This is a genomic window from Embleya sp. NPDC059237 (assembly GCF_042754105.1).
In the GTDB taxonomy this organism is placed as follows: Bacteria; Actinomycetota; Actinomycetes; order Streptomycetales; family Streptomycetaceae; genus Embleya.
The window spans coordinates 25099-40362 of sequence record NZ_JBHZAE010000009.1 but is presented as its reverse complement, the minus strand read 5'-3'; the positions used below and the strand labels follow the sequence as shown (position 1 = coordinate 40362).

Annotated in this window: 8 protein-coding genes; 3 read left to right on the top strand and 5 right to left on the bottom strand. The window is 73.3% G+C overall.

Annotation, left to right across the window (positions count from 1 at the left end; translation table 11 throughout):
- Positions 1–125 precede the first annotated feature (125 nt).
- The 4 genes from ACFXKZ_RS26875 to ACFXKZ_RS26860 are packed head-to-tail and all read right to left on the bottom strand — an operon-like array spanning position 126 to position 7780.
- On the bottom strand, positions 126–1079 hold the full coding sequence (locus ACFXKZ_RS26875) for an alpha/beta hydrolase (protein WP_380003564.1): 954 nt from the start codon (positions 1077–1079) through the stop codon (positions 126–128).
- A gap of 3 nt (positions 1080–1082) precedes the next feature.
- Complete coding sequence (locus ACFXKZ_RS26870; protein ID WP_380003563.1) at positions 1083–4106, bottom strand: ATP-binding cassette domain-containing protein; 3024 nt, start codon at positions 4104–4106, stop codon at positions 1083–1085.
- Entirely contained in the window at positions 4099–6441 is a 2343-nt protein-coding gene (locus ACFXKZ_RS26865; RefSeq protein WP_380003561.1) for an ATP-binding protein, read from the bottom strand. Before ACFXKZ_RS26865 ends, ACFXKZ_RS26870 begins: the two co-directional genes overlap by 8 nt.
- 4 nt (positions 6442–6445) lie before the next feature.
- Positions 6446–7780, bottom strand: coding sequence for a hypothetical protein (locus ACFXKZ_RS26860; RefSeq protein ID WP_380003560.1), 1335 nt, complete (start codon positions 7778–7780; stop codon positions 6446–6448).
- A gap of 250 nt (positions 7781–8030) precedes the next feature.
- Here ACFXKZ_RS26860 and ACFXKZ_RS26855 point away from each other — a divergent pair, with 250 nt between their 5' ends.
- Together ACFXKZ_RS26855 and ACFXKZ_RS26850 are read left to right on the top strand one after the other, a co-directional pair.
- Entirely contained in the window at positions 8031–8933 is a 903-nt protein-coding gene (locus ACFXKZ_RS26855; protein WP_380003559.1) for an alpha/beta fold hydrolase, read from the top strand.
- Between the two features lie 150 nt (positions 8934–9083).
- Complete coding sequence (locus tag ACFXKZ_RS26850; RefSeq protein ID WP_380003558.1) at positions 9084–11381, top strand: hypothetical protein; 2298 nt, start codon at positions 9084–9086, stop codon at positions 11379–11381.
- Between the two features lie 8 nt (positions 11382–11389).
- Here ACFXKZ_RS26850 and ACFXKZ_RS26845 read toward each other — a convergent pair whose 3' ends face one another.
- Positions 11390–12031 (bottom strand): TetR family transcriptional regulator, encoded by a 642-nt coding sequence (locus ACFXKZ_RS26845; protein ID WP_380003557.1) that lies wholly within the window; start codon positions 12029–12031, stop codon positions 11390–11392.
- A 61-nt stretch (positions 12032–12092) separates the two neighbouring features.
- On the opposite strand from ACFXKZ_RS26845, the gene ACFXKZ_RS26840 reads away from it, so the two are divergent.
- Positions 12093–14765 (top strand): beta-glucosidase, encoded by a 2673-nt coding sequence (locus tag ACFXKZ_RS26840; RefSeq protein WP_380003556.1) that lies wholly within the window; start codon positions 12093–12095, stop codon positions 14763–14765.
- Positions 14766–15264: the final 499 nt, after the last annotated feature.

The following is a 15264-nucleotide window of genomic DNA, read 5'->3' as shown; positions in this document are numbered from 1 at the left end:
GGTGGGGTGGGGGGGGGGGGGGGGGGCGGTGGCTGGGCGGCCGCTGCCCGTGGGTGTGGGGGGGGCGCCGCACGGGGGGGGGGGGGGGCCCACGCCGCCGCCCCCCCCCCCCCCCCGCCCCGGGGTCAGGGGGCGAGCGTGCCGCGGAGGGCGCGGCGCACCGACGCCGCGCGCAGGTCGCCCACGAGGGCGTGGGTGACGGTGCCGGGGATGACCCAGCCGCCGTGCAGGTGGGCCAGGACGCGGAAGGCGGCGGCGGGTACACCCGCCTCGTGCAGCCGGGTCAGGTAGCGCTCGCCCTGGTCGCGGAGCGGGTCGTGCTCGGCGATGGTGATCACCGCCGGGGGCAGGCCGCTCAGGTCCGGCTCGAACAGCGGGGACACGCGCGGGTCGCGCGGGTCGACACCTTCGGGCAGGTACAGGTCGAAGAACTCGTTGCACGCCTCGGGGGTCAGCCCGCCGAGGTCCGCGGTCGCCTCCGGGCCGGCGGAGGGTTCCATCCGGGTCAGGTCCACGCCGGGTACGTCCAGCAACTGCGCGACCGGCATGGGCAGTTGCCGGTCGCGGGCGACCAGGCACAGCAGCGCGGCGAGGTTGCCGCCCGCGCTGCAGCCACCGACCGCGATCCGGTTCGGGTCCAGGCCCAGTTCGGCGTGATGGGCGTGCAGCCACGCATAGCCCGCGACGCAGTCCTCCAGCGGTGTCGGGTAGGGGTGTTCGGGCGCGAGCCGGTAGTCGACCAGCGCCACCGCGCAGGCCACCTGCGCGGTGATCGGTCCCAGTTCCACCTCGGCGGTGTCCAGGTCGCCCTGGAACCAGCCGCCGCCGTGGATGAAGTAGAACGCCGGTGCGACGGCAGGCAGTCCGGCCGGACGCAGGATGCGCACGGTGATCTCGCCGCCCGCAACCGGTATCCGGTGGTCGGTCGCGGTGACGTCGTCGGGGCGACCGGTGAAGGCGAGCCGCATCGTGGCGTTGGCGAGTTCGCGCCGCTCGGCCAACGTGCCCGGCGGCGGGTCGGCGGAACGGTGGTCGGCGAGCAGGTCGATGATGCGTTGGATCGGTGGGTCCAGGGGCATGGGTCAGCTCTCCGGCGCGGGATCGGCCGCGGAGTGCGGCGGGGCGGGAACGGAAACAGGAGCGGGGGCGGGAACGGGAGCGGCGGAAACGGAAACGGGTCGCGGCGCGACGGGGGCGCCGGCGCCGAGTGCTCCGGAGCGGTCGATGGCGCGGGTGTCGGTGCCGAGGTAGCCGGCGATCACCGCCGGGTCGGAGCGCACCTCCTCCGGCGTGCCCTCGCTGATCACCCGGCCCGCGCCCAGGCAGTACAGCCGGTCGCTGATCGACATCATGAAGGGCATGTCGTGCTCGATCACGATCATCGCGGCGTGCAACTCCCGGCGCAGCCGCAGCAGCAGGGGACCCAGTGCCTCGGTCTCGCGCTGGGCGACGCCGGCGGTCGGCTCGTCCAGGCACAACACCTTCGCGTCGAGCGCGATCAGGTTGGCCAACTCGACGATGCGCCGGGTTCCGGTGGACAGTCGGGCCACCGGGGTGTCGGCGTAGCGGCCCAGGCCGACCAGGTCGATCAGGTCGGCGGCCTCGGCCCGCCGCCGGCGTTCGGCGCGCGTGGCGGCGGGCAGGAACAGCGCGGTACCCGCGAGCCCGGATCGACCACGCGCCTCCAGTGCGACCAACACCGTCTCCCGCACGGTGAGTTCGGGGAAGAGCCGGGCCGCCTGGAAGGTGCGGCCCAGGCCGAGCGCGGCCCGCCGGGCCGGGGCCAGGCGCGAGACGTCGCGGCCGAGCAGTTCGACCGAGCCGGTGGCCGGAGCGAAGCCGCCGATCGCGTTGAGCAGCGTGGACTTGCCCGCGCCGTTGGTGCCGATCAGGCCCAGGATCTCGCCGGGGCGCAGCTCGATGGACACCTTGTCGACGGCGGTGTTGCCGCCGTAGCGCACGGACACGTCGCGGGTGACCAGCACGGGCGCGTCGGCCCCGTCGACCGCGGCTGCTCCGTCGACCGCGGTTGCTCCATCGACCGCGGCGGACGCCTCGGCGGCGGCCCGCTCTCGAACCCGCATGGGGCGTTCCGGTTTCGGCGCACGCGTCGACGCCGACGCCGACGCCCCGTTCGGCTCGGGGAGCCGCCGCTCCGCCCAGTCGAGGAGCGCGGCGCGGGCCGCGTTGCCGATCTGGGCGAGCCCGCCGGGGAAGTACAGGAGCAGCACGAGCAGTCCGATGCTGGAGGCGAACAGCGGCACCAGCGCATTGCCGGGGAAGAAGGCCGGCAGGCCGACCACCCACACGGAGCCGATCACCGGACCGATCGTGGAGCCGAGCCCGCCGATCACCACGATCGCCACCAGGGTCAACGAGTCCGACACCTGGAAGAACCGTTCGGTCAGCGGCACGCTCTGCACGCTGCCCGCGAGCAACGCCCCGCCGAGACCGGCGATCGCGCCGGACAGGGCGAACGCGGTGACCTTGGTGCGCAGCGGCGGTACGGTGCAGGCCGCGGCGGCCTCCGGGTTGTCCCGTACCGCGATGGTGCGCCGCCCGATGCCGTGGGCGCGCAGTCGGGCGAGCAGTGCCAGGACCACGATCAGTACGACCAACAGCACGTAGTAGTAGGTGCGTTCGTCGGACAGGTCCAGACCGAGCAGGTCGCCCCTGGGCATCGGCACGGAGGAGGCGTTGCCGTCGGTCAGGAACGGCCGGCGGTACAGGTAGGCCGCCGCGGCGACGCCGAGCGCGAAGGTGCTGACCGCGAGCAGCATGCCGTCCACTCGCAGCGCCCCGACGCCGACGATCGCGGCCAGCGCGGCGGTGACGAGCGCGGCCAGCAGCACGGAGGGCGCGAACGGCAGGGCCTGGAAGGCGATGGTGCGGTCGCCGCCGATGTCGATCGACACACCGCGCGTGAGCGCGGCGGCGGTGAGCGCGCCCAGTCCGGCGAACGCCATCTGGCCGAGGGAGAGTTGTCCGGCCCAGCCGGTGAGCACGGTGAGCGAGCAGGCGCAGATCGCGAACGCGAGGATCGTGCCGTAGAGCAGGTGCCGGGAGGCCTGGGTGACCACCAGCGGCAGCAGTACGGCGATCAGCAGCGGCACGATCAGTGCGAGCTTGTTCATGTGCCGGATCCACCACACCCCGCGCAGCCGTTCCGGGATCGGGGCCGGTCGTGGTCCGGTGGCGAACGCCCGGGTCCCGGCCCGCTGGTCGGTGCGCGCGTCGCGCCGAGCGCGCACCCACACCGCGGTGACCACGGCGCACAGCAGCAGGAAGTCGACCAGGCCGGTCTGTTCGACGAAATTGAACCGAACAGCCGCCTGGAGCACGCCGATCAGCACGCCCGCGAGCATCGACCAGCGGAACGAGGTGAGTCCGGCGATCACCGCGGCGGCCATCGCCCGCACCATGGTGTTGGGGCCCAGATCGGCGGTGGCCGAGACCCGGCCCGACTGGCCGGCGATCAGGATCATCGCGAGCGTGGACAGCAGGCCGGCGATGGTCCACACCACGGTGGACACGATCTTGGGGCTGATCCCGACGGTGCGGGCCAGATCCGGGTTCTCCGCGCAGGCGGTGACCGCCCGCCCCCGGGTGGTGCGGCCGAGGAACCAGGTCAGCGCGCCGGCCACGACGGGTACCACGACCAGGACGCACACCTGGGCGCCGGTGACCCGCACGCCCGCGATCTGCCACTGGGCGTCGATGGCCACCGGGTAGCTCGCCCGGACCGCGCCGTCCACGTCGGGCAACGAGCGCACCGCGGCCACGCACGCCTGGGCCACCCCGATGGTGGCGATCAGCACGGTGACCCGGGCGGAGTGGAACAGGCGGCGGATGACCGCGAGTTCGACGATGGTGCCGGCGAGCGTGCCGACCAGGAGCGCGCCGAGCAGCGCGGCCCAGAACGGCACGCCGTAGTTGATCACGGCCAGCGGCAGCAGTGCGGCGCCGATCACGCCGAGGTTGCCGACCGCGAAGTTGATCACCCGGCTCGATCGGTACACCAGCACCACGCCGAGCGCGATCAAGCCGATCGCCAGGCCGTTGACCAGACCGTCGAAGGCGATCTGGCGGGTCATCAGGTCAGCCATGGTCGACGCTCTTTCCGGATGCGCTGCGCTCGTGCGAGGTGTCCGCCGCCGCGTCGCCGCCCAGGAACACTGCCCGCACGAAGTCGCGTTCGGCCAGGTCGGCCGCCGCGCCCTCGAACCGGATGCGGCCCTTCTCCAGGAACAGCGCCCGGTCGGCGATCGACATCGCCACGTTCAGGGACTGCTCGACCACGATCATCGCCAGCCCCTCCGCCCGGAGCCGTTCGATCACCTCGAGGAGTTCGCCGACCATCGCCGGGGCAAGCCCGAGCGAGAGTTCGTCGATCAGCAACACCTCGGGGTCGTGCAGCAGCGCCATCGCCAACGCGAGCATCTGCTGTTGGCCGCCCGACAGCGCCGAGGCGGGCTCGTCGGCCCGCTCCACCAGGCGCGGGAACAGCGCGAGCGAGCGCTCGATGCGCTCTCGCACCAGGTCGGGGTCGGCGCGGTGGATGTACGCGCCCATCTCCAGGTTCTCCCGCACGCTCATCCCCGGGAACACCCCCGCCCCGCCCGCCAGCGACACGATGCCCATCCGCACCCGCTGTTCGGGGGCGACGAAGGTGACGGTGCGTCCGTTCAGCCGGATCACCCCGCGTTCGGGCGTGGCCAGGCCCGCGATCAGCCGCAGGATGGTCGACTTGCCCGCGCCGTTGGTGCCGAGCAGGGCCAGCACCTCGCCGCGGCGCACCTCGAAGCCGACGTCGTACAGGACCTGCACCTGGCCGTAGGAGAAGTCCACGTGGTTGACCTGGAGCACCGGCAGCCGGTCCGGTTCGGCCTGCCGGCGCTCGTGTTCGGCCTGCTCCTCGTGCAGTTCGGCGACGATCAGCGCGAGGTCGCCGTGCACGTGCTCGGCGCCGCGCATGATCAGCAGGCCGCCGATGATCGTGGCCGGGACCAGGGTGATCAGTACCGCGGTACGCGGACCGAAGCCGTCGATCAGCGGCGCGGAGACCAGGCCGCCGCCGGTGGCGCCGATGAAGAACACGTAGATCGACGCCATCGCGGTACCCAGACCGCGCAGCCGGTACGGCACGATCGTCTGCATCAGCGGGCCCATCAGCGCGAACGCGCAGGACAGCAGCACCACTTGCGGCACCCCGAAGACGGCGAACAACACCGGGTTCGGGGCGAAGAACTGGAGCGGCGCGAACAGCGCCGAGGGCACGATCAGCAACCCGATCAACCGCAGCGCGCGGGCCGGGTCCTCCTGGAACCGCCGGTCGTAGTAGCGGCCGACGAACGGCAGCACGAGCAACCCGGCGACCCCGCCCGCGGTGCCGACCATGCCGCGCTCGAACGCGCCCAGGCCGTACTCCTGTTCCAGGAACAGGTTGCCGAGCACGGGCGTGGTGAACAGGCCGAAGCCCATGGCGGCGAAGGCGAGGATGACCGTCTTGAGGGTGCGGATTCGGCCGAGGCGGGCGAACGCCGCCTCGATCGAGATCGGCGGCGGGTTCTCGTCCTCGATCACCTCGCCGAGCACGTCGGTCTTCTCCCACTGCCCGCGCGGGGGCTCGGGCAGGAAGAAGGCGAACGCGGCGAAGATCACCACCGGCAGGCCGAGCAGGTAGTAGGCCCACCGCCAGCCGTCGGGCCCGCCGACGGCCGCCGCGATCCCGCCGACCACCAGCGGGCTGAGCACCGCACACAGCCGGCCGCTCACCCCGATCGAGGCGCCGAGCCGGCCGCGGATCCCGATCGGGTAGGTGTCCGCGAGCAACGACCCCTGCACGGGACCGCTGTTGGACTTGGCCACCCCCGCGCCGAAGCGGGTCCAAAAGAACATGAACGCGTTCATCGCGAAGCCCGACAGGAACACCATCATCGCGAAGAACGCGGTCGACGCGCCGATCACCGGGCCGCGCCGGAAGCGGTCCGCGATCCAGCCCATCGGCACCGCGCCGAGCACGGTGAACGCGCCCGCCGCGACGCCGAGGAAGACGATCGTGCCGTTGCCGACGCCCAGGCTGTCCCGGATGTCGGGGGCGAGCACCGCCAGTGCAGCGCCTTCGAGTTCGTCGAGCGCGGTCAGGATCAGCAGCACGGTGAACACCGAGGTGCCGCCGCGACGCAGCCCCTGCCGCAGGGTCGGGCTCTCGGCGGGGGGTTTGCCGGCCGGGTCGACACCGGGGACGGTGGTGTCGGCGCCGCCGGCGGACCGCCGGGTCCGGCCCGACGGCCGCGGCGCGGCCGTCGGGGGTGATTCGTCCAGGACCGCACCGGCGAGGTCGGCCAGATCGCCGCGCTCGCCTCCGGTGCCGTCCCGCTGGGGTGCGGCGGTGCCGCCGTCCATGTGCTGGGCCTTTCTCGGGATTTCGCGTGCCGTCACGGGCTCACTTGACGGCGGAGATCGGCGGTCCGGCCGGGAGCATCTGGCTCTGCGCCGCGTCCCAGCGGAATACGCCGACCGCGTCGCCCGCGCTGTGCTTGCCGGCGCCGAGCGAGGCGAGCGGCATGCCCGGCAGGGTGAGCCTGGTCAGGGATTCCGCGCCGCGCTGCCAGGACGCGGCGTTCAGGTCGCGGCCGGCGGCGTCGGATGCCTGGACGAACAGCCGGAACGCGGCGCACGAGTTGGCCACCGCGCTCAGCGCCTCGCGGCTCGCCGCGCCCGCGTCGAACTTCTCGCCCGCGCCGCCCGCGTTGTACTCCTCGACACACGCGGTCAGCCCGGGATCGGCCAGCAGTTCGGCCTTGGTCGGGATGTACGGCGCAGCCACCGTCACCCGCTCCATCGTGGCGGGCTTGATCCCGGTGGTCTTGACCACGGCCGGGCTCAGCGCCTGGGCCGAGGTCGCGTACACCTGCTCCGGCAGCCAGTTCGCGCGTTGCAGCGCGATCATCAGGTTGGAGAAGTTGGACGTGTTGAGGATGGTGTCCGCGCCCGCCGAACGCATCTTCTGCACCAGCGTGTCCAACGCCTGGTCGCCGGCGGCCTGGTCCTTGCCGTAGTCGTCGAGCGGGGTCTGCACGACCACGTCGACGCCGGCCGCGTCCAGCAGCGGCTTCACGGTGTTCTTGGTGACGGCCGCGTCCTGGGCCTCCCAGTAGAGCGCGACCTTCTTGCCCTGCAACGACTTCTGGTCGAGCAACGCCTTGACGGCGGCGGCGCGTTGCCGGTCGTCGGCCATCTCCAGGGCGACGAACGGCGCCTTCGAGCGGCGGTCGCGCTCGGCGGACTGGCCCCACTGGCCCAGGTAGGGGGTGCCGTGCGTCTCGGTGAAGCACAGCGGGGTGTCCCCGGTGAGGATGCCGATGGCCAGGAACACCTTCTTGTCCTCGCTCAGTTCCACGCACGCGGCCTGCGCCTCGGCGGGGCCGGTGGGCAGGAACGGGCGGAAGGCGAGTTCGATGGTGCGGCCCTGGATGCCGCCGCGCTTGTTCTGCGCGGCGACCCAGGCGGCGTACAGGTCCTTGCTCGCCGGGCCCTCGGTGGGCACGCCGAAGGCCTTGAGCTGGGCGGGGTCGGTGGCGGCGACGCCGAGCTTGACGGTGGTGTCGGTGACGCCTCGGGCCGGACCGCTCGGGGCGGCGGCCGGGCCCGAGGGCTTCTTGGCGTCCGACGTCTTCTCGACCGAGCAGCCGGCCGCGGCGGTCAGGCCGAAGGCGGCGAGCAGGACGCCTACAGCGATACGTCGCGCGGGAGCGGGTCCGTCTCCTCGGAGCAACACAACGGCTCACCTGTCCTTCAAAGGAAGCAATGGATCAACGGTGGTTCGATCGCGGGTCCGGATCGCGGGTTGGGTCGCGGGTTTCGGATCGCGGGTTCGGGTGGTGCGGGCGGAGGTGGGGGCGATGCCGGGGAGCACCGACGTGCGACGGCGGATCGGGAGTCGAGACGGTGGGCGCGAGGTCCGGGCCGTCGGGAATCCGGGGGATTTGTGTGTCACATCACGACGGCGGGACGCTAACATCGAATACATGCCAGATGGAAGGCTTTCGTGGACGGCATCATCCCGACTCCTCGCCGGCGGTACCCGCGGCGAGGCCCGAGCGCATCACCCCGACCCACCCCGTTCGCCCTGGTCGGCGGCGGATCTGCGGTACCGCGACCTGCCCTCGGCCGACCCCGGATCGGGTGCGGCACCGCTGCTGTTGCTGCACGGATTCGCGGGCAGCGCCGCCGACTGGGACGGCGTGGCGCCGCTGCTCGCCCATGATCGTCGGGTGCTCGCGTACGACCACCGCGGGCACGGCGACAGCGCCAAATTCGGCGAGCGGTCGGCCTACACCTTCGACCACCTCGCGGCCGACCTGGAGTCGTTCACCGAGCGCATGTTGCCCGAGCCGTTCGACCTGCTCGGCCACTCGATGGGCGGTGTGCTGGCGCTGCGCTACACGCTGGCCCACCCGGACCGGGTGCGCTCGCTGGTGCTGATGGACACCGCCGCCGAACCCACATCGACCGGGGTCCAGCGGGTGCTGAGCCGGGGCCTGAACGCGGTGGTCGGCCGGTGGGGCCTCGGACCGCTGCTCACCCTGCTCAAACCGTTCACCCGCGCACCCGCCGACGCCTCGCCCGAGGACCTGGCCCGCCGCGAGCGGCAGTCCCGGGCACTGGCCGGGATGGACCGCGCCGCATTCGTCGGCTGCGCGCAGGCGCTCGGCACGTACCCGTCGCTGGTCGGCCGGTTGGCCGAGGTCTCCTGCCCGGTCACCGTCGTGGTCGGCGAACACGACCGGCGCCTGCGCGGCGCGGCGGAACAGTTCGCGGCAGGCATCCCGGGCGCGCGGCTGCGGGTGATCGCCGGCGCCAAACACAGCCCGCAGACCGAACAGCCACAGGAGTGGCTGGCCGCGGTCCGCGAGCATCTGGCCCGTTAGGGCCCCTCCGGCGGCCCCAGGCGGCTTCGCGCCGCCGGACCGGCCCCCGGTGCCCGCCCCGGGCGTACGAGTGCCCAGGGCGTACGGGTGCGCCTTGCTCGCCTCCCCGACCCGGCCGCACCCACCTCCCCGACACGAAGGAACGATCGCGTGATCGCCGATAACGACTTTCCGCCCGGACGCTGGCGGGCCCGCTGGATCTGGGCCGCGTCGCCGGACGGCCCGCCCACCGGGCGGCACACCGTCGCGCTACGGGCCGTCCTGGAGCTGGACCGGGTCCCCGAGCGGGTGCCCACGCGCCTGGTCGCCCTGTCCGGCTACGCGCTGGCCGTCAACGGGGTCGAGGTGGCCCGCGGGCCGGTGCGCGCGAATCCGCGCATGCGGCCGTACGACGACCTCGACCTGGCCCCGGCGCTGCGCCCGGGCACCAACGTCGTCACGGCGCTCGCCTGGGTACACGACGGCCCCACGGCGTGGTGGTTGCCGCCGTCGCCGTTCGCCAACGATCTCGTGCACGGCGCCTTCGTCCTGGAGGCCCGCCTCGGCCCGGACACCTGGTTCCACACCGACGAGCGCTGGCAGGGCCGGGTCCTGTCCGGCTGGACCGCCACCCCCGGCGGCGGCAGCGTCTCCGGGCGCGGGCGCGAACTGCTCGACGCCCGCGCGCTGCCCGCCGACTGGCAGCGTCCCGACCGCGACCCCGGCTGGCCCGCCGCGGTGGTGCGGCGGGCGATGACCACCGGCGAGCCCGGCCGCCCCGAGCCGCCCAGCTACCCCGGCGGCCCGTTCGGCGGCCGGCCGATCGCCTGGCCGCGACCGCGCCTGATCGCGCTGACCCCGGGCGAGGACGGCGCGTACACCGCCGACCGGGTGCTCTCCGGCACGCTCGTGGTCGACGCGAGCGGCCCGGCGGGCGCCGACGTGCTGGTCCACACCGCCGAGTTCGCCGACCCGACCGGGCGGCCCACCCCCGGCGAACACGACGCGAGCCTGGCCACGACCACCGACGGCACCCGCCGCGCCCTCGAATCCGTCGACTCCTACGGGCTGCGCGGCGCGCTCGTCGAGGCCGCCGAGGGCGTCGTCGTACACGGCGTGGCGGTGCGCGAACGCACCTATCCGGTCACCGGCGACGCGTGGTTCGCCTGCTCGGACCCGCGCCTGGAGCAGATCTGGCGGATCGGCCGGCGCACGGTGACGCTGTGCTCGGCCGACGCCTACCTCGACTGCCCCACCCGCGAACAGCGCGCCTGGACCGGCGACGCGGTGGTGCACCAGATGGTTGACTTGACCACGAACGCCGACTGGCGGCTGGCTCGTTGGCATCCCCGGCTGGCCGCGTCGCCGCGCCCGGACGGCATGTTGCCGATGGCGGTGGCGGGCGACGCCGAGTGGGCCGACTTCACCGTCATCCCGGACTGGGCGCTGCACTGGGTGCATTCGGTGTGGAACCTGTACCGCTATGTCGGCGACCGCGAGGAGATCGCCGAACTGCTGCCCGTGGTCGAGCGGGTGCTGCGCTGGTTCGTCCCGTTCCTGGACGAATCCGGGCTGCCCACCGACGTGTTCGGCTGGGTGATCATCGACTGGTCGGCCGTGCACACCGAGGGTGTCTCGGCCGCGCTGTGCGGGTTGTGGGGTCGGGCGCTGCTCGAATTCGCCGAACTGGCGTCCTGGCTCGGCGATCGCTCCCGAGCCGAGTGGGCGCGCGCCGCGCACGCCCGGTTGGCAGCCGGGTTCGAACGGTTGTGGGATCCCGAACGCGAGCGCTACGCCGACTCGATCGCCGATGGCGAGCGGCGCCCGATGGCGTCCCAGCACGGGCAGGCCGCGGCACTGGTCGGCGGCCTGGTCCCGGCGGCGCGAATCGATCGTCTGGTGCATGTGCTCACCGACGAAAGTGCCCTCGTACACGCCGCGTTCAGTGCCGCGAAGGGTCCCGCCGAGCCCGGTTCGGACACCGAGGTGGGCGGTGCGCACCTGCGGGCCGGGCCGCCCGAGCCGTGGTGGGACACCGGCCGGCAGGTGGTCCGGGCCCAGCCGTTCTTCCGCTACGTCGTACACGATGCACTGGCCCTGGCCGGACGGGCCGACCTGATCGCGGACCTGTGCCTGGACTGGCTCGTCCTGCTCGACCGCAGCGACACCTCGTGGAGCGAGACCTGGTACGGCGGCACGGTCAGCCACGGCTGGTCCTCGACGCCGACCCGCGACCTGATGACCCGGGTGCTGGGCGTCGAGCCGGCCGAGCCCGGGTTCGCGGTGGCCCGGATCGAACCCGCGCTCGGGCGGCTGACCCGGGCCGAGGGCGCGGTGCCGAGCCCGGCCGGCCCGATCGGCGTGGTCGTGACGCCGACGGAGCTGACCGTGGACAGCCCGCTGCCGTTCGTGCACGCGGGCCGGCCCTACCCGGCGGGCCGGCACACGATCGCGCGTTCGGCCGGCTGACCGCCCGGCTACCGCTGCGCCGTTCCGCCGTCCTCGGGCCGCGGAACGGCCAGCACGGCCAGGAAACGGTCCAGGAACTGCCCGTACGCGGCGACCATGTCCACCCGATCGGGTTCGAGCAGCCACTGCACCTGGAGGCCGTCCATCGCGGCCAGCATCAACTCGGCGCAGTGCTCGGCGTCCACGTCGGCGGCGATGTCGCCGTCGTCCCGGGCCTGGGCCAGGTGCCGCGTGGCGATCTCCCGCGCGATCCGGTAGCGCTCGACGAAGTACGTGTGCGCCGGATGCGCGGGATCGGTGGCCTGCACCGACAACGTGGCGAACAGCCGGATCAGCAGCGGTTGCCGGGCGTTGAGCGCGACCACGTCCCGGCTCGCCCGCACCCAGGCGATCCCGGAGACGTCGACCGGCTCGTCCGGGGTGAGCGTCAACTCGTCCTTGTACCGCAGCACCGCCGTGAGCAGGTCCTCCTTGGACGCGAAGTGGTGGCGCAGCCCGGTATGGGACAGGCCCACCTGGGCCGCGATCTCGCGCAGCGACACCGCGTCGTACCCGCGCGTGGCGAAGACCTCCAGGGCCGCGTGCACGATCTCCTGCCGTCGTGCGACTCCTCGCGCGTACGGGCCCCGCGCCCCCGTGCGATCCGACATCCGTCCGGCTCCCCTCGTGAAAGCATTCCAGCTGGAATGTATTGAATGTAGTGTGCCCCTCGTGTCGCAGGCCAACGGTCATGATGACCGCACCCACCCCTTGCCCCCGGTCGCGACGGCGTACGGCGCCGCCGCGTCACCCGAAATCGACTCACCGGCCCCGCCGCGCGTGCCGGATCAGCGTGGACCGGATCCCCGCGCTCCGGAAGCCCGGGCCCGGGAGTCGGACCCGCACGCGCCGGTCTCGGAGCCGGATGCGTCGGTCTCCGATCCGCACGCGCCGGTCGTCGACCCGCACGCGCGGATCGAGGCTGCGCTCGCGGAACTGGATCTGGAACGCAAGGTCCGACTGCTCACCGGTTCGGGATTCTGGCGCACCGCCGCCGAACCGGCGATCGGACTGCGCGAGATGGTGCTGTGCGACGGTCCGGCGGGCGTGCGCGGCGAACGTTTCGACGAGCGTGAGCCGTCCGCCTCGCTGCCCTGCCCGACCGCGCTCGCCGCCTCCTGGGACGAGGACCTGGTCGAGCGGGTCGGCGTGCTGCTCGCCGGCGAGGCGCGTCGCAAGGGGGTGGACGTCGTGCTCGGCCCGACCGTCAACCTCCAGCGCAGCCCGTACGCCGGGCGGCACTTCGAGTGCTATTCGGAGGACCCGCTGCTGTCCGGACGGATCGGCGCGGCACTGGTGCGCGGCGTGCAGTCGCGCGGCGTGGCGGCCACGGTCAAGCACTACACCGCCAACGACTCGGAGACCGAGCGCTACTCGGTCGACGTGCGGATGTCCGAGCGGGCGCTGCACGAGGTGCACCTGGCCGCGTTCGAGGAGATCGTGCGCGCGGGCGGCGTCTGGGCGCTGATGGCCGCGTACAACTCCGTCGACGGCGTGACGATGACGGAAAGCCCGCTGCTGGAAACGCCGTTGCGCACCGAGTGGGGCTTCGACGGGCTGGTCGTCTCGGACTGGTTCGCGACCCGCTCGACCGAGGGCGCCGGGCGGGCGGGCCTGGACCTGGCGATGCCGGGCCCGGGTCCGGACCAGCCCTGGGGCGCCGCCCTGGTGGCGGCGGTCCGGGACGGACGGGTGCCGGAGCGGGCGGTGGACGACAAGGTGCGGCACCTGCTGCTCCTCGCCTCCCGGGTCGGCGCGCTCGACGGCGTACGCCCGCCCGCGCCCGCGCCCGCCCCCGCGCCGGAGCCGGCCGCACTGCTGCGCGAGGCCGCCGCGGCCGGCATCGTACTGCTGCGCGACACCGGTACGGCGCTGCCGCTGGATCCGGGCCGGCTGCGCCGGGTGGCGGTGCTCGGGCCCAACGCGGACACGCCGCGGATCCAGGGCGGCGGCAGCGCGACGGTGATCCCGCCGTACACGATCGGCCCGCTCGCGGGCTTGCGGGCGGCGCTCGGGCCCGAGGTACGGGTGGAGCACGCCGTCGGCGCGCGGATCCGGCATCGCCTGCCGGCGGTCACCGAGGCCGAGGTGCGCGACCCGGGGTCGGGCGCCCGTGGACTGCGGGTGCGCTTTTTCGGCCCGGACGGCGACGTGCTGCACGAGGAACTGCGCGGCGGTGGACGGCTGTTGTGGCTGGACGATCCGATCGTGGCGCGGGCCGTGGCGATCGAGGCGGTCGGCGTCCTGGAGGTCGGCGAGGACGGGCCGCACCGCATCGGGGTGGCCGGCGTGGGCCGCTTCCGGCTGGCCGCGGACAACGTCGTGGTGGTGGACGAGGACCTGGTCACCGACGATCCGCTCGGCGGCATCCTGACCCCGCCCGAGCGGTGGGCCGAACTGGACCTGAAGGCCGGCCAGGAGGTCGAACTGCGATTGCGCCACGAGTTCGCGTTGGAACGCCCGGGCACCGGGTTCGTCCTGGGCGTGGACCCGCCGGCGGCGCACGAGAACGAGGACTTGGCGCACGCGGTCGCGATCGCGGCCGACGCCGAGGTGGCGATCGTGGTGGTGGGCAGCACCGAGGAGAGCGACAGCGAGGGCCGCGACCGCATCCACCTGTCCCTGCCGGGCCGCCAGGACGAATTGATCCGCCGGGTGGCCGAGGTCAACCCGAACACGGTCGTGGTGCTCAACAGCGGCTCGCCCGTACTGCTGCCGTGGCGGTCGGAGGTCGCGGCGATCCTGGTCGGCTGGTTCCCCGGGCAGGAGTTCGGCGCGGCACTGGCCGACGTCCTGCTCGGGCGGGTCGAGCCGGGCGGCCGACTCCCGGTGACCTGGCCCGCGTACGAGGACGACCCGGCGGTCTTGACCACCACGCCGATCGCGGGCCGCCTCGACTACACCGAGGGCATCCACATCGGCCACCGCGGCTGGGCCAGGGCAGGTGCAACCCCGGCCTACCCGTTCGGACACGGCCTCGGCTGGACCACCTGGACCCACGTAGCAGTCGAAACAGCCTCATCAGGCCCGGACTTCGTGGCCCGGGTAACAGTCCGCAACACCGGCACCCGCCCCGGCCGCCACCTCATCCAGGCCTACCTGAGCCGCCCCGACAGCACAGTCGAACGCCCGGTGTCCTGGCTGGCGTCCTACACCCACGCCGAAGCAGACCCCAACACAGAAACCACAGTCGACCTACACATCCCCGCCCGAGCCTTCCAACACTGGGCGGCGGGCAAAGGCCCCCAAACCGAACCAGGCACATACACCCTGCACATAGGCAGCTCCAGCACCACCCTCCCCCTCACCACAACCCTGACAATCCCCTCCCCCAACCCAGCCTGAACCGCCCCCGAACCAAACCCACCCAAGCCCGCCCCCAGCCCACCCAACGCTCAAGCACCCCAGCCGACCCGGCCGACCAGGCCCGGCCGGAGCGGACGAGCCGGGCCGGGCAGGGGCGGGCCGGGCAGGGGCGGGCCGGGCTGGAGCGGCCGGGCGGGCTGAGCTGAGCTGGAGCGGGCCGGGCCGAATGCACACGGTCCACAAACCCAGCCCGTCCGGCGCTTGAGGACCCGGTCGAAGGCCGAACCAAACGAAGCCCAGCCGGGCGCCGGGCCGGGCCCGGCCCCGGGTGTCGCGAGCCGACCTCGGGCGGGCGGTGCCCAACGCACGCAGACAGCCCGAGCGCATGCGCGCTCCGACTTCGGAGGATCGCTACGCGTCGACCAAGTGGAAGCCGTCGCGCCTGTGCCTACCTGTACGCGAACGCGTGGTGTGTGCTCTGTGCCCAACCCGCCATCGTTGCCGACCACATCCCGCTCAGCCGGCGGCAACTCATCGA

What these genes read in the sequence shown, in the direction of transcription:
- ACFXKZ_RS26870 (WP_380003563.1), bottom strand. Translation starts at nt 4,106, where the DNA reads ATGGCTGACCTGATGACCCGCCAGATCGCCTTCGACGGTCTGGTCAAC.
- ACFXKZ_RS26875 (WP_380003564.1), bottom strand. Translation starts at nt 1,079, where the DNA reads ATGCCCCTGGACCCACCGATCCAACGCATCATCGACCTGCTCGCCGAC.
- ACFXKZ_RS26855 (WP_380003559.1), top strand. Translation starts at nt 8,031, where the DNA reads ATGCCAGATGGAAGGCTTTCGTGGACGGCATCATCCCGACTCCTCGCC.
- ACFXKZ_RS26845 (WP_380003557.1), bottom strand. Translation starts at nt 12,031, where the DNA reads ATGTCGGATCGCACGGGGGCGCGGGGCCCGTACGCGCGAGGAGTCGCA.